Source organism: Candidatus Omnitrophota bacterium, from assembly GCA_030695905.1.
GTDB lineage: Bacteria > Omnitrophota > Gorgyraeia > 2-01-FULL-45-10 > 2-01-FULL-45-10 > CAZHPY01.
In genome coordinates, this window is the sequence record JAUYOL010000036.1 from 220,081 (window position 1) to 234,223 (window position 14,143).

Annotated in this window: 18 protein-coding genes; all 18 read right to left on the reverse strand. The window is 45.0% G+C overall.

Annotated elements, in window-relative coordinates; translation table 11 throughout:
- The 18 genes from accD to Q8R38_06475 all read right to left on the reverse strand — a co-directional run bounded on the left by accD (window position 1) and on the right by Q8R38_06475 (window position 14,131).
- On the reverse strand, window positions 1-846 hold the full coding sequence (accD, locus tag Q8R38_06390) for an acetyl-CoA carboxylase, carboxyltransferase subunit beta (protein MDP3791653.1): 846 nt from the start codon (window positions 844-846) through the stop codon (window positions 1-3).
- Between the two features lies 1 nt (window position 847).
- Window positions 848-1,489 (reverse strand): corrinoid protein, encoded by a 642-nt coding sequence (locus Q8R38_06395; protein MDP3791654.1) that lies wholly within the window; start codon window positions 1,487-1,489, stop codon window positions 848-850.
- Window positions 1,490-1,497: 8 nt separating this feature from the next.
- Window positions 1,498-2,757: a DUF1015 domain-containing protein gene (locus tag Q8R38_06400; GenBank protein ID MDP3791655.1), complete on the reverse strand. Its 1,260-nt coding sequence runs from the start codon at window positions 2,755-2,757 to the stop codon at window positions 1,498-1,500.
- Entirely contained in the window at window positions 2,735-3,136 is a 402-nt protein-coding gene (locus tag Q8R38_06405) for a VanZ family protein (protein MDP3791656.1), read from the reverse strand. The genes Q8R38_06400 and Q8R38_06405 overlap by 23 nt, the downstream gene beginning before the upstream one ends.
- Window positions 3,121-3,375: a zinc ribbon domain-containing protein gene (locus Q8R38_06410; GenBank protein MDP3791657.1), complete on the reverse strand. Its 255-nt coding sequence runs from the start codon at window positions 3,373-3,375 to the stop codon at window positions 3,121-3,123. The genes Q8R38_06405 and Q8R38_06410 overlap by 16 nt, the downstream gene beginning before the upstream one ends.
- A 1-nt stretch (window position 3,376) precedes the next feature.
- Window positions 3,377-4,546, reverse strand: coding sequence for a molecular chaperone DnaJ (dnaJ, locus tag Q8R38_06415; protein MDP3791658.1), 1,170 nt, complete (start codon window positions 4,544-4,546; stop codon window positions 3,377-3,379).
- An 18-nt stretch (window positions 4,547-4,564) separates the two neighbouring features.
- Entirely contained in the window at window positions 4,565-4,819 is a 255-nt protein-coding gene (locus Q8R38_06420; protein ID MDP3791659.1) for a type II toxin-antitoxin system RelE/ParE family toxin, read from the reverse strand.
- On the reverse strand, window positions 4,816-5,040 hold the full coding sequence (locus Q8R38_06425) for a hypothetical protein (GenBank protein ID MDP3791660.1): 225 nt from the start codon (window positions 5,038-5,040) through the stop codon (window positions 4,816-4,818). Before Q8R38_06425 ends, Q8R38_06420 begins: the two co-directional genes overlap by 4 nt.
- Before the next feature lie 514 nt (window positions 5,041-5,554).
- The gene (dnaK, locus tag Q8R38_06430) at window positions 5,555-7,471 is read right to left on the reverse strand and encodes a molecular chaperone DnaK (protein MDP3791661.1); all 1,917 of its coding nucleotides are present in this window, start codon (window positions 7,469-7,471) and stop codon (window positions 5,555-5,557) included.
- A 2-nt stretch (window positions 7,472-7,473) separates the two neighbouring features.
- Entirely contained in the window at window positions 7,474-8,007 is a 534-nt protein-coding gene (locus Q8R38_06435) for a nucleotide exchange factor GrpE (GenBank protein ID MDP3791662.1), read from the reverse strand.
- Window positions 8,008-8,012: 5 nt separating this feature from the next.
- Window positions 8,013-8,747 (reverse strand): hypothetical protein, encoded by a 735-nt coding sequence (locus Q8R38_06440; protein ID MDP3791663.1) that lies wholly within the window; start codon window positions 8,745-8,747, stop codon window positions 8,013-8,015.
- Between the two features lie 81 nt (window positions 8,748-8,828).
- On the reverse strand, window positions 8,829-9,917 hold the full coding sequence (gene hflX, locus Q8R38_06445; protein ID MDP3791664.1) for a GTPase HflX: 1,089 nt from the start codon (window positions 9,915-9,917) through the stop codon (window positions 8,829-8,831).
- Between the two features lies 1 nt (window position 9,918).
- A complete protein-coding gene (gene miaA, locus Q8R38_06450) occupies window positions 9,919-10,842 on the reverse strand; it encodes a tRNA (adenosine(37)-N6)-dimethylallyltransferase MiaA (protein MDP3791665.1) in 924 nt (307 codons plus the stop codon).
- Window positions 10,833-11,639, reverse strand: coding sequence for an SPOR domain-containing protein (locus Q8R38_06455; GenBank protein MDP3791666.1), 807 nt, complete (start codon window positions 11,637-11,639; stop codon window positions 10,833-10,835). The genes miaA and Q8R38_06455 overlap by 10 nt, the downstream gene beginning before the upstream one ends.
- Window positions 11,636-12,733, reverse strand: a complete 1,098-nt coding sequence (miaB, locus tag Q8R38_06460; protein ID MDP3791667.1) for a tRNA (N6-isopentenyl adenosine(37)-C2)-methylthiotransferase MiaB — start codon at window positions 12,731-12,733, stop codon at window positions 11,636-11,638. The genes Q8R38_06455 and miaB overlap by 4 nt, the downstream gene beginning before the upstream one ends.
- A 12-nt stretch (window positions 12,734-12,745) precedes the next feature.
- A complete protein-coding gene (locus tag Q8R38_06465) occupies window positions 12,746-12,958 on the reverse strand; it encodes an RNA-binding S4 domain-containing protein (protein MDP3791668.1) in 213 nt (70 codons plus the stop codon).
- Entirely contained in the window at window positions 12,948-13,277 is a 330-nt protein-coding gene (locus Q8R38_06470; protein ID MDP3791669.1) for a nitrous oxide-stimulated promoter family protein, read from the reverse strand. The genes Q8R38_06465 and Q8R38_06470 overlap by 11 nt, the downstream gene beginning before the upstream one ends.
- Before the next feature lie 101 nt (window positions 13,278-13,378).
- Entirely contained in the window at window positions 13,379-14,131 is a 753-nt protein-coding gene (locus tag Q8R38_06475; protein MDP3791670.1) for a ZIP family metal transporter, read from the reverse strand.
- Window positions 14,132-14,143: the final 12 nt, after the last annotated feature.

Sequence of the window (14,143 nt, forward strand, 5' to 3'; positions counted from 1 at the left end):
TTAGAAGTAGGTTAAAAGCTTCGAAAGACTTTCTTTCATATTTTTTCTGTGAATGATCATATCTATAAGCCCGTGCTCAAGCAAAAATTCCGACTTCTGAAAACCAGGCGGAAGCTTCTGCCTTATCGTCTGCTCTATAACACGCGGGCCGGTAAAACCTATCAATGCTTTAGGCTCGGCGATTATCAGGTCGCCTAAAGAGGCGAAACTCGCCATAATGCCGGCCATCGTAGGATTGGTAAGTATCGATATAAAAACACATCCGGCCTTATTGTGCTTACTTAACGCTGCGGATGTCTTGGCCATCTGCATTAAAGAATATAGGCCTTCATACATTCTGGCGCCGCCGCCCGAACCGGAAATTATTATCAGGGGATATTTTGTTTCTATGGAACGCTCTATAGCGCGTGTAAGTTTTTCGCCCACGACGGATCCCATAGAGCCCATTATAAAACGCGAATCTGTAACGCCGATGACGACCTTCCTGCCGTATATCGTGCCTTCGCCGGTAATAACAGCTTCTTTAAGCCCTGTAAGCTCCTGGTCTTTTTTATATTTCTCTTTGTATGTCTTCGGCCCTTCAAACGAAAGAGGATCGAGCGACTCCATGTCCGGATCCATCTCCTTGAAACTTCCTTCATCAAGAGTTAGTCTTACTCTATCGGGGGCGTTGAGGCTGAAGTGAAAATTACATTTGGGGCAGACGCGCAGGTTTTCATCGAGTTTCTTATTATAAATAAGCTCTTTGCAATCCTCGCACTTTGTCCAGAGGTCGCTGGGGATATCGCCGCGTTTCTTGGCGACTTTTACTATGGTATACTTTGGTTTTTTTGGAAAAAAAGGCATCCTAAACCTTTAGCAGTTCTTTTGCCTTATCGACCGCCGTTGCGGCGTCCTTCGCGTAGCCGTCCGCTCCTATAAAGTCCGCGAAGCTTTGAGTAATCGGCGCTCCTCCGACGATGATCTTTACTTTATCACGCACTCCCAAATCCTTCAACATTTTTATAGTATCTTTCATGGCACCCATTGAAGTGGTCAATAGCGACGACATCGCTATTATATCCGCTCCTTTAGCCTGGACTATCTCCACGAATTTACCGGGTGGGACGTCTATGCCTAAGTCCATTACCTCAAAGCACGCGCCTTTTAGCATCATGCTGACTATATTCTTGCCTATATCATGAAGATCGCCTTTGACGGTACCTATTATGACTTTCCCCATCGGCTTAATGCCCGACGAAGCGAAGAGCGGCTCAAGCACCGCGATCCCTGCATGCATCGCTTTTGCGGCGATAAGAACTTCCGGAATAAATATTTCATTGGCCTTAAACTTCTCGCCTATGGCGTTCATGCTCGCTATAAGGCCATCTTCGAGGATCGTCTTTACGCCAATGCCCCTATCAAGCGCTTCCTTGGTAAGCTTAGCGACGGTAGCCCTATCGCCCTTTGCCAGAGCGATCCCTATATCTTTTAAAATAGCATCTGCCATCTTTACCTCTAAATTTTTCTGATAACAAGCCCCGACAGCGGCTTAGGATAAAAATATGTGGCCTTTCTGGGCATCTTTTCCCCGTGTTCGGCCACCTTCTTCATCTGCGAAACTTTTGTAGGATTAAGCAGGAAAGCTATTTTAAACTTTCCCTTGCCTGCTAAGGTAAGCGCCTCATCCGCATCTTTGACAAACTCTATATTATCATCTTCATCGCGAATATCCAACACATTTTGTATGATAAACTTGTGCAATATCGCCACGTCCAGGCTCTTCCAATCTTGCGAACCTTCTCCCATAAAGGTCCTTGCCGCGTTCTCTTTGTTTAATTTTAAACAATAGAACTTTTTGCCGCCCATATACATTCCAAAAGCATGGTAATCCCTGAGCTCCTTGGGCCTGGAAATACATTTTTTGGCGGAAGGGTATTCCTCGACAATAAAATATCTGTTTAATTTTTCCAATATATCGTTTTTTGTTAATTTGCCTATATCTTTTATTAATCGATGGGTGGGTAATATTGTGAGGGAATCGTCATCGAGCTTGCAGAAGTACGCTAATGTGTATTTTGAATTTTCACTGCCTGTCTCATTGGCATAATTTATCGCGGTCTCATAACGGTGATGCCCGTCGGCGATAAATACGTTTTTATCTGTCATAAAACGCTCTATCTTTTCTATGGCGTCTGAGCGCGATATCTTCCAAGCTCTATTACGGATACCGTCTATACTGATATCTATAAAAGGCTTCGTAGCCTTCATAACTTTTTTTAATATAGCGCCGACTTCGTCTTTATCGTCCTGATATAGCATAAATACCGGGCTCAAGTTCGCCGAGACGCTTCTCATGAGATTCAATCTGTCTGCCTTAGGCGCCTGAAGGGTGTTTTCATGAGGCAGTACAGCTTTTTTGTCAGAGAGCTCAAGCTTTAGCGCGCTTATAAAGCCTATTCTCTCGATTATCTTGCCGTCATATTTGTACTTTTGCGAATATATGTATATTGCTTCTCCATCATCTTCAATGAGGATATCTTTATTGAGCCATGCATCAAAAAATTCTTTTGCGCGCGTGTATCTGTTACTAGACACATCGTCAGACTTTTTTATCTTTCCCAGAATTAGCCTTACGATATTATTCTCATGCTTCTTATAAAGCGCGGATTGCATTGCCGGCGGGATGACATCATAAGGCGGCGCCACCACCTTAGTAAAATCCTTTACCTTCTTCTTATTATATATAATTGCTTTAAACGGTCTTATCGATGGCACTTTTAACCCTTTCTTTATATAAAGATAACCCGGCGCCGATAGCGGATCCTATAAGATCGGATAATAAATCTATTATATCGCAACTCCTGCCGGAAACAAAACGCTGATGAATCTCATCCGAGGCCCCGTATAACAAAGCTATCGCGACTGCCGCGATAAAGATTAATTTATAGTTAGGTTTGACTGAAGAATGGACGAATGCCCTGGCAAGAAGGAAGCCTAAGACAAGATATTCTACAAGATGAAATAACTTATCTATGTTCCGTATATCAAACTTCGGCATCTGGTCGGATACGATAGAAGAAGCGTAAAAAATTATCCCCATCCATAGAAAGACAGGGGTCCAGAACCATAGCAATACGCCTACTCTTTTGAACACGACTTACCTTTATTCGACGGGCAGTGTTTACAGGCGTCCGAATGTGGATGGCCCTTCTTTTTCTTATAATCCGTCTCGTAAAAACCTGTGCCCTTAAATATTATCCCCGAACCTCCTCCTATGAGCCGGTGCACCTTACCGCCGCACTTCGGGCACTTTTTTATAGGCTCATCTTTCATATTCTGGAACAGGTCAAAATTCTTTTTACATTTGTCACATGAATATTCGTATGTCGGCATTTTATTTGAGCATCCTCCTCATCTTTTCCATAAATGACTGCCCTAACGGCCCCGGATGTTTGTCCGATACCTTGGCAAATTCTTTCAACAGCCTCTTCTGCTCCGCAGTCAAATCTGTCGGTACATCTACCTGCATTTTTACCAGCTGATCGCCCCTGCCATAATCATGCAGGCGAGCTATTCCTCTTCCTCTTAACCTGAATACTTTTCCACTCTGGGTGCCGGCGGGTATCTTCATCTTTATCTTACCCTCAAGCGTCGGGACCTCTACTTCCCCGCCAAGCACGGCGACGACGAACTCCACAGGGACTTCACAATATACGTCAGATTCGTGCCTTTCAAATATTTCATGCGGCTTAACATGTATGACAAGATATAGATCGCCGCGGCGTCCGCCTTTTTCTCCCGCTTCGCCCTGGCCCTGAAGCCTTAGGCGCGAACCGGAATCTACGCCAGCCGGTATATTTACCTCTATCTCTTTTTTGGCCCTTATACGCCCCCTACCGCTGCACTCCTGACAGGGTGTCTTTGTTATAACTCCTTCACCGGCGCATTTATCGCAGGTTCTTACTATATTAAAGAAACCATTTGATGAGCTTACCTGCCCACGCCCTCCGCAGGCAGGGCACCTTTCCTGTTTCGAACCGGGCTTGGCCCCTGTACCACCACATTCTTCGCAGGACTCAAATCGAGGTATAGATATAGTCTTCTTCCCGCCAAAAGCGGCGTCTTCAAAATTTATCTCTATCTTATATTCAAGGTCGTGACCACGCTGAGGCCCCCCACGCCTTCCAGCGCCGCCGAAGCCTGCGCCGAATATGTCGCCGCCAAAACCGAATCCCTGAAGTATGTCATTTAAATTGACACCCCAGTCACGCAGGTCATCAAAATGGTGGAAGTCCTGATTAAAGTCGAAACCGCCACCCTTAAAGGAACTATCCACACCGGCGTGGCCGTATTGATCGTACGTAGCCTTCTTATTGGGGTCCATCAGGACTTCGTACGCTTCCGACATCTCCTTAAACTTCTCTTCCGCTTCCTTCTTCTTGTCGGCGCCTACCCTGTCCGGATGGTACTTTAAGGCGAGATTTCTGTAAGCTTTCTTTATCTCATCGGCCGTGGCGGACCTGCTCAAGCCGAGTATGTCATAGTAGTCTCTTTTAGTAGTCATTCAATTCTTTCTTGCCTTCTATCGATAAACATCTTTGCGATGTTTTATTCTATAAATAATTACTTCTCTTGCCTTATCATCTATGCGATATACTATTCTGAAATCTCCTGACCGAAGCCTGTAACCTTCGTCAGCGGTTAATTTTTTACACCCAAAAGGCCTGGGATTTTCCGACAGTGCCAATATTTTCTTCTTGATAGCATCAAAATCATGCATTGTAATAGTATCGAGGTCTTTTTCGGCCTTTGAAACTATCTTGATGCTATATTTCATGCTTTTCTTTTCTTAAGATAATCATCGAACGTTATAGCGATTTTTTCCTGCGGACGCAACTCCTTGAGTTCAACGATATCCTCTATCATCTCTTCGCGCTCAAGCTGGCTCTTTAATGCCTTTTCGACAAAAAAGCCCTGCTTCAACCCATGCAACTGACAGAATTCCTTAATCTGCTGTATAAGAGACTTTTCAATTTTTATGGATAATACGCTCTTCATTCTTCACCTCCAAAACAAGTATATATCAAAAAACTTACTTTGTCAATATAAAAGTATGTAAAATATTACTTTTGTAATTATAGCCTACATCTATAATTTTACGGGTCCAGGCCCATCAGCAGAAGATCTCAAACCTAATCCTTCGTTACGTTCGCACAAATATGATAAATTTTTTGCTTCCAGATGTAGGCGGTCGCTTTTGTAGCCGCCTTCCGCTGACATAAAAGGGTGTCCCCTTCTATGATGGCCCCTACCTCTTCCATGTGTTGCCCTTCTTTGTAAAACTTTTTCGCTTATGTCGCGGGCGGGGCTTGTGGGGTTCCGCCTGAAGCGGCGTTGAAAATTTTGATTCCTTTTGGCGATTCAGAACGGCCGGACAAACTGGGCCATTGTATACTGGTTGCCAGGTTGAACGGCCATCAAAATTTTCCCGAGCAAATTTACATGCCTAATGTAAATTTGCACCCGCTGAAGGCGAGCCCCGCAAGGACCGCCATACAGCGTGCGGAAAGTTTTACTTCTTGCCCTTTTCGTCATCCGATGTAAATTCTGCGTCGATGACGTCGTCCTTTTTGCCGCCGGCTTCGCCTTCTGCTTCAGCTCCGCCCTTGGGACTTTGCTGCTGTCCTGCGCCGGGACCCTTACCCTGCTGTTCCTTCGCCGACGTCTTCTTATATATCTCTTCGGCCAACTTATGCGAAACTTTTGTGAGCTCTTCGGTGCCGCGCTTTATACTGTCGACATTCTTATCCTTCATCGCCTGCTTCAGATCATTGATCCTCGACTCTATGTCGGCGCGCTCCTGTGAGCTGACCTTATCGCCGAACTCCTTCAGGGATTTTTCGGTAGCGTATACTAAGGTGTCGGCCTGGTTTATGACCTCGACCTCTTCTTTTCTCTTTTCATCTTCGGCAGCAAATTTTTCCGCTTGTTTAACGAATTTTTCTATCTCTTCCTTTGAAAGCTTCGTTGAGGCGGTTATCTTTATTGACTGCTCTTTTCCTGTACCGAGATCTTTCGCTCCGACATGAACTATACCGTCCTGGTTAATGTCGAACGAAACTTCTATCTGGGGTATGCCTCTTGGAGCAGGCGGAATTCCCACAAGATCAAATCTTCCGAGCTCGACGTTATCGTCGGCCATCTTGCGTTCGCCCTGAAGAACCCTTATCGTAACGGCCGTCTGATTATCCGCGGCGGTAGAAAATACCTGCTTCTTCTGTGTTGGAATGGTAGAGTTCCTCTCGATCAGGCGAGTACATACGCCTCCCAGAGTTTCAATGCCGAGCGACAGAGGCGTAACGTCGAGTAATAATACGTCTTTCGCCTCGCCGGTCATTATAGCCGCCTGTATTGCCGCTCCTAAAGCGACGCACTCCATAGGATCGACCCCGCGCTCTATCTTCTTGCCGACATAATCCTCGACGAACTTCTGGACTATAGGCATCCTGGTAGGGCCTCCGACCAATATTACTTTATCGACATTCTTCGCCGTTATCTTCGCGTCGGACAGTGCCAGTTCCATCGGGTGCTTGCATCTGTCGATAATAGGAGATATAAGCTCTTCGAGCTTTGCCCTGTTCAAAGACGTAGTCAAATGCTTCGGACCAGACTGATCGGCCGTGATGAACGGAAGATTCAGGTCCGTCGACATCGTGCTCGATAGTTCCACCTTAGCCTTTTCGGCGGCTTCCCTGACTCTCTGCATCGCCATCTTGTCATTCTTTAGATCTATACCGGTATCTTTCTTAAATTCTTTCGTAATATAATCAACGAGCGTATTATCCATGTCTGTACCGCCGAGTTGCGTATCGCCGCTTGTCGATATGACCTCGAATGTCGCCGCCTTATGTTCATCATCCCAGCCCATTTCGAGCACTGTAACATCGAGCGTCCCGCCCCCAAGGTCGAATACCATTATCTTCTGCTCCTTGCCGGCCTTATCGATACCATAAGCAAGGCACGCCGCCGTCGGCTCATTGATTATTCTCAATACCTTTAATCCCGCTATCTCGCCCGCGTCCTTTGTCGCCTGGCGCTGGTTATCATTAAAATACGCGGGGCAGGTTATGACTGCTTCGTTTACCGTATCACCCAGATAGTTTTCCGCATCCTGTTTGATCTTTGCCAATATAAATGCTGATATCTGCTGCGGCGTATATTCCTTCCCGTATACCTTATACTTGAAGTCGGTGCCCATCTTCCGCTTTGCCGCGAAGACCGTGCCTTCCGGATTTATCGATGCCTGGCGCCTTGCAGGTTCTCCGACCAGCTTTTGCCCGTCTTTGGTAAAAGCTACGAATGACGGAAACGCCTTGCCGCTGGCGACTCCCGCGCCTTCCGCTGATGGAATTATTACGGGCCTGCCCGCTTCCATGTGAGCAGCGGCTGAATTTGATGTTCCTAAGTCTATACCTATTACCTTTGCCATACTTAACCTCCGTGTTTTACTATTTTTACCGACGCCGGACGCAATAACCTGCCGTTAAATGTATAGCCCGGCTTCAATTCATCTACAATTAAACCTTCTTCCTTATCTTTTATATCGACCGAGTCTATAGGTTCGTGCAGATTGGGATCGAACTTCCCGCCGACAGCCTTTATCCTATCCAGTCCAATATCTTTTAAGAATTTCTGGATCTGCAGATGGATCATGTCGACTCCTTCCTGCACAGCCTTAAAGTCCTTGGCCTCCTTTATATGTTTTTCCGATATTTCGAGTGAGTCTACTATCGGCAATAGATCTATAACAAACGACTCGTTGGCATACTTTAAATAATCACCTTTTTCTTTTTCGATACGGCGCTTGGCATTTTCAAATTCAGCGTGAGCCCTTACATACTTATCATAGTACGCGTCGCGCTCATCATGCTTTACTTTAAGAGCTTCGTACTCCTTCTTGGGGATAGTCACCATCTCTTCGAGCAGGGGTATATCTTTCCCCTTATTATCATTTTCTTTGGGCATTATCATTACTCCATATCATCTATTATTATGGAAACAGTATCAGCAAGAAGCTCAACCATCGGCACGACCCTCTCATAGACCATTCTCTTTGGCCCTATTACTCCTACCTTGCCGCTTTTTTTGCCTCTGACTTTATAGCCTCTGGTAACTACGCTGCATTCGGATAGCTGGTTTGATTTATTCTCTTTACCTATATGTATGGTTAGCGAGTCGTCCTCTGTCTCGCCACACAAAATTTTTAATATGCTGACTTTATCTTCAAGGCATTTGAAGATACTTTGCAGCTTCTTAATATCGTGGAATTCGGGCTGTTCTATAAGATGGCTCGCCCCATCAAGATATACCCTGTCTATATCCGGCAACAAAGTTATACCGACATAATTTGTGAGGCTCGACATAAGATGCGACGTCTTTTCCAGGATATCCTCAAGAGACCTTATCTTCTGGTGGTACTGCTCTTCCACCATATGCAGTATATTATCATTGATGCTTCGTTTATGCATGAGGCTGTTGACATAATAGCGATAACCTTTATCTGTAGGGATCCTTCCCGCGGAAGTGTGCGGGTGCATGAGAAAGCCCTCTTCCTCCAGGTCGCTCATGACGTTACGGATAGTCGCGCTGGATAGTCCGAGCTTGCGGGCAACGAATCGCGAGCCGACCGGCTCTGCGGATTCAGTATAGTTCCTCACGATTATCTCTAAAACCGCTTCTTCTCTTCTCTTAGCGCTCTTTGGCATAACACGTTTCCTTCGTCAGACAAATTAGCACTCTTTATTTAAGAGTGCTAATATAGCAGTCTATCATAACTCAATTTTTTGTCAAGCAAATTTGACGGTATTTTGCGCATCCGATATCATCCTGATCAGAGAGTCGAATCCTTCTCTTTTTAATGCCGATATCGCCACAGAATTAGGAAAATATTCTACTGCCCTATCTACCGCTATCTGATTCTCCACCTTATCTATCTTATTAAGGACAGTGATGATCTTTTTATCTTTGGCGCCTATCTCCTCCAATACCTTATATACGGCGTTAGACTGCTCCTTCGCTTTCGGATGACTCACATCTACTATGTGCAGGAGCAGGTCCGCCTCGACCACTTCTTCGAGAGTCGCTTTGAACGCTTCCACGAGGTTGTGAGGCAGGTTATCTATAAATCCTACCGTATCGACAAAAAGAATATTTCTTCTGTCCGGCAGCGTATACCTGCGCACGGTGGGGTCCAGAGTGGAGAAAAGTTTATTCTGAACGACTACATCTGATTTTGTAAGCGCATTTATTAAAGTAGACTTACCTACATTCGTATATCCTATAATGGCTATGGTCGGAAGAGAAAATCTGTCTCTTTTTTTACGCATCATGCCGCGCCTGGCGCTTAAGTTCTCAAGCTCTTTTTCAAGCCTGAATATCCTGGACCTGATACGGCGCCGGTCAACCTCGAGCTTCTTTTCACCCGGCCCTACTGTACCTATACCGCCTCCGAGCCTTGACATCTGTATGCCCTTGCCTGTCAGCCGCGGCAGTAAATACATCAATTGCGCCAACTCAACCTGCGCCTTACCTTCATTAGAATGGGCTCGTCTGGCGAATATATCAAGTATCAGCTGCGTCCTGTCTATAACCTTCTTACCTATTATCTCTTCCAGATTCCTCTGTTGGGTGCCGCTAAGATCATTATTGAATACAACAATACTTATATTTTTCTCCGCGCACAGGCGTCCGATCTCTTCGGCCTTGCCCTTGCCTATATAACAGGCAGGTTCTATCTTTTCTCTGCGGACGATAAGCTCTTCCACGACCTTCGCGCCGCAGGAAGAGGCAAGCTCAACAAGCTCCTTCGAGCGTTCTTTCGGAGTCCACTCTTCGCGTCTTTTAAGATCAATGGTTACGGTTATTGCCAATTCCAATTTACGATACCCCTTTCGCGATTGCGCTTATTATCCTGCCCTGCGAAATCTTGCTGACGTCGAACCACTTTATCCTTTTATCAGGCCTGTGCCATGTAAGCTGCCGCTTCGCAAAGCGCCTTGTATTCATCTTCATCAGCTCCTTCGCCGCGTTAAGGCCGTATTCGCCTTTTAGAAAACCGGACAACTCTCTTAGTCCTATCACGGCATTTGCGGTCTTGCTCAATTTCTTTTTGTATATATTTTTAACTTCTTTTAAGGCTCCGGCATTAATCATATCATCAACCCTATCGTTTATATTCGAATAGATAAGGTCTCTGGGGGCCGTCAGGCCGAATATCTTTACTTTGTAGCTACCCGCTATGCCTTTTGTGCTCTTCTTTAATTCGGTCATAGTCTTACCGGTACTATTATATATCTCAAGAGCTCTTATTACACGCCTGATATCATTTTTATGGATAAGACGCGCGGACTGCGGATCAACCTTCTGTAATTTTTTATACAGATACTCATTTCCATAACGCGCGGCAAGGCCATACATCTTTTTCCTGAAATTTTGATCCGCTTCCGGTGAGGGAAAAAGGCCGTCTACCAGCGCCCTTACATACAGCCCGGTACCTCCGAGAACTATCGGTATCTTTTTGCGTTTTAATATATCTTTTATTAAATGTTCGGCGCGTCCGGCAAATTGCGCGGCTGAAAATTCACTTTGTGGATTTAAGAATTTTATCAGGTGATATCGCGTATTTTTTGTCTCTTTGACGCCCGGAGCCTGGCTTAGGATATTTACACCTTTATATACCTGCATGGAGTCGCAGGATATTATTTCACCTTCGATCTTTTTGGCGAGTCTGACACCAAGCGCTGTCTTGCCTATCGCCGTCGGCCCAACAATAATTATAATGAAGGGCTTAGTTAGCGGCATACCTTCGTCTTGTATCCATCAGTTTTCAGCTTCTTCGCTGTTTTTTCAGCTTCAGCCGCCGACTCATAAGAACCTACTTTTACCCTATAAAACGTCATTTTTAATTTGTAAGCAGTTTCTATGGAGCTATCGTAACCTTTTTGTGTCAATCTGTCCTTCATGCGCTGGGCATTACTCTTATCGCGGAAATAACCTACCTGCACATAGTACTTGCCGCTTATTTTAACATCGGATATTCCGCCGCTTTTTACGGGAGAAAGTTTTTCATCAGGAACGGCCGCCATATTAGCTTCAAAGCTCAAAGGCGCCGCCTGTTTCACCCTGCCAAGATATTCTCTTGCCTTATCATTTATCCCCAACTTTTGATAGGAATTGCCCATCTTGTAATATACTATCGAGCTATTCTTATGGTCGGGGAAATTTTTGAGCGCTTCATTATACGCGACTACCGCTTCATTGAACTTACCCTCGAGAAAATACGAGTCCCCAATACCTATATAGCCGTCGAATGCCCTCTTGCCTCTCGGATAACGCTCTACCATATACTCAAAAGTCTGCCGAGCCTCGGAGTATCTATTTAATTGTAATAGGCTTAAACCTTTCAGATAATTTAATTCTTCGCGACCATGCGCTCCGGCATCGATCAATTTTCCGGCTTCGGCAACGACCCTATCGTACTTAGCCTCCATAAATAATTTCTCGACCCCCGCGAGGCTCTCTACGCCAGTCCGCGCGTAAGACAGATTAATAAAAGAGACCGTTATGATAATTGTAAAAACTACACTCCTTATCTTCATTTCACACCTTTCTTTAGAGCGGTAAGCGCCTTTTCATGCCTTCTTTCTTTTTCTTCTTTTGACACATCATCTTTCAATAAATGGGACTTTGCCGGAGGCCGGGGCGAGTATTTAAATACAAACCCACCCTCGAAACCGCATTTTTTTATCACTTTTAGTGTATCATTAAAATCTTTTTCGGTCTCTGATGGAAATCCTACGATTATATCAGTTGTTACAGAGCCTTTCGGAACATATTTTTTGAATAATTTGATTACGTCCATATACTTTTTTTGTGTATATCCGCGATTCATAAGTTTTAATACCCTATCGGATCCGGACTGAAGAGGAAGGTGAAGGCGCTTATCCACTTTTTTTAGCCTGCCGATAGCCTTAAATAATTCCTCCGAAGCGTCCTTTGGATGGCTCGTCATAAATCGTATAAGTTTGATACCTTTAATTTTATTCAACCTCTCAAGTAATTTAACAAAACCCGAATACGAATTTACGTTCTGCCCTAACAACATGACTTCGGTAAATCCGCGCTTTGCCAGGCCTTCGATTTCTTTTACAATATCCTTTTGCTCCCTCGAGCGCTCTCTGCCGCGCACATATGGCACTATGCAATATGAACAAAAGTTGTTACATCCCTCGCCTATCGAAACAAGTGCCTTCGGCTTAGTATCACGATATCGAGGATTAAGCTCCGGCCTCTTCTCGCTTACTTTATCAATAGCGACTATGGGGCACCTGTGTTTCAATATATTCTTCACTATTCCAGGGAGGTCGCCTTCATTGCCGGGCCCGCAGACAAAATCAACAAGCGGGATATTCTCGAGGAGCTTTTCCTTATAACTCTGGGCGGTGCATCCCATAACGCCGATGACAAGCTCGGGCTTCTTCTTTTTAAGTTTCTTCAATTGCCATATGTTATTAAAAAGACGTTCTTCGGCATGCCCTCGGACCGAACATGAATTAAATATAATGACATCGGCATCCTCCATAGAAGATGCCTTGCGAAAACCTTCTTTAATCAGAATGCCAAGCACGAACTCCGAATCCCGGACATTCATCTGACATCCGAAGGTTTTAATATAAACTTTATTCTTATTCATAGCTGGCATATATCAACCCTGCCCCACAACAGTAATCGTATTTGCGCCAAACTCAACTAAATCTCCTGAGCGAAGTTTGCGGCGGATACGTGATTCAACTAGTCCGTTAACTTTAACTGCACCCGCCTGTATCTGTTGCTTGGCTTGGGCGCTGTTAATAACGAGTTCCAGCAGCTTTAAGAGATTATCCAGCTCAATAAATTCAGTCTTTAGTTTAAATTCCATTTAATTTTTGCAATCCATGAATTAAGGTTAAAATGGGGTGCTTTGATATCATCCGCGGCCCCGCGTATTTCATAACTGCGGTAACCTTGGCCCTCATAGACGGGTTATAACAATGTATGGCGCACTTTGAACATGCCGGCTTATCTTCACCAAAAGGGCATCTATCAAGACGCAGCCTTGCATAACCCAGGAGACCGGCGCATTCTTGACAAAGATTCTCCCCCGATTTATGGCGACCGGAACAGTATATCCCGATCATTGCTTCGATAGTCCTCTTTTCTCTATCCATCTTGGAAAAGCTTTTCTTCTGTCTTACCATTAGGGTAACATCTCGGCTGCATGATGCGCGGCAGCCAGTTGACGGCTATTCAGGCGCTGTCGAGCTATCCACTGCTGACGCACAACTTTTAAGACTGCTCCTTATTCCAGGAATAATAAGAGGGCCATCACCGAAACCCCTAATATTATCGCGACAAACTGGCCCAGGGCGTGCGATATTTTAATACCGCAGCTTTGATGTAACTCAGGTATGAGATCCGAGCCGGCAATATATAAAAAGCCTCCGGCAGTCATTGGCATAAGTATAAGAGTGTAGTCCTTCATATATTTTCCGACCAGAAGAGAGATCAATACGCCGACAATCGCGCTAAGCGCGGAAACGAAATTAAACCATAGCGCTTTTTTTATCGAAAGCCCTCCATGTATAAGAACGCCGAAGTCGCCTATCTCCTGCGGTATTTCATGCATGATAACCGCCAGCGTCGTGGCGACTCCTATGGGTATACTCACAGAAAAACTCGCGCCTATGATCATTCCGTCTACCAGATTATGAACGCCGTCGCCGATAAGATTCAGGGCAACGACAGGATGCATGTGGTTTTGCGATGTGGGGACATGGCAATGTCTCCAGCGGATGAATTTTTCCAAAACAAAGAATATGAGCATGCCTGCCATAATATAAAGAGATGTCGCAAGGCGTATACCGAGGCTTTCAAAAACTTCGGGCAAAAGATGGATAAAGACATCGCCTAACAGTCCCCCCACGGCAAAACTCACCAAAAAAAGAGTCATCTTCTGCAACCACTCTTTTTTCAGGGAAAGCGTGAATACTCCGATCAAGGAGATTAAGCCGACTAAGACCACGCTGGCGATGCTATATATCCATACATTCATAAACTCTGCTCC

Coding starts and splice junctions, on each gene's coding strand:
- accD (MDP3791653.1), bottom strand. CDS start 846: ATGCCTTTTTTTCCAAAAAAACCAAAGTATACCATAGTAAAAGTCGCC.
- Q8R38_06395 (MDP3791654.1), bottom strand. CDS start 1,489: ATGGCAGATGCTATTTTAAAAGATATAGGGATCGCTCTGGCAAAGGGC.
- Q8R38_06410 (MDP3791657.1), bottom strand. CDS start 3,375: ATGCCGACATACGAATATTCATGTGACAAATGTAAAAAGAATTTTGAC.
- dnaJ (MDP3791658.1), bottom strand. CDS start 4,546: ATGACTACTAAAAGAGACTACTATGACATACTCGGCTTGAGCAGGTCC.
- Q8R38_06420 (MDP3791659.1), bottom strand. CDS start 4,819: ATGAAATATAGCATCAAGATAGTTTCAAAGGCCGAAAAAGACCTCGAT.
- Q8R38_06425 (MDP3791660.1), bottom strand. CDS start 5,040: ATGAAGAGCGTATTATCCATAAAAATTGAAAAGTCTCTTATACAGCAG.
- dnaK (MDP3791661.1), bottom strand. CDS start 7,471: ATGGCAAAGGTAATAGGTATAGACTTAGGAACATCAAATTCAGCCGCT.
- Q8R38_06435 (MDP3791662.1), bottom strand. CDS start 8,007: ATGCCCAAAGAAAATGATAATAAGGGGAAAGATATACCCCTGCTCGAA.
- Q8R38_06440 (MDP3791663.1), bottom strand. CDS start 8,747: ATGCCAAAGAGCGCTAAGAGAAGAGAAGAAGCGGTTTTAGAGATAATC.
- miaA (MDP3791665.1), bottom strand. CDS start 10,842: ATGCCGCTAACTAAGCCCTTCATTATAATTATTGTTGGGCCGACGGCG.
- Q8R38_06455 (MDP3791666.1), bottom strand. CDS start 11,639: ATGAAGATAAGGAGTGTAGTTTTTACAATTATCATAACGGTCTCTTTT.
- miaB (MDP3791667.1), bottom strand. CDS start 12,733: ATGAATAAGAATAAAGTTTATATTAAAACCTTCGGATGTCAGATGAAT.
- Q8R38_06465 (MDP3791668.1), bottom strand. CDS start 12,958: ATGGAATTTAAACTAAAGACTGAATTTATTGAGCTGGATAATCTCTTA.
- Q8R38_06470 (MDP3791669.1), bottom strand. CDS start 13,277: ATGGTAAGACAGAAGAAAAGCTTTTCCAAGATGGATAGAGAAAAGAGG.
- Q8R38_06475 (MDP3791670.1), bottom strand. CDS start 14,131: ATGAATGTATGGATATATAGCATCGCCAGCGTGGTCTTAGTCGGCTTA.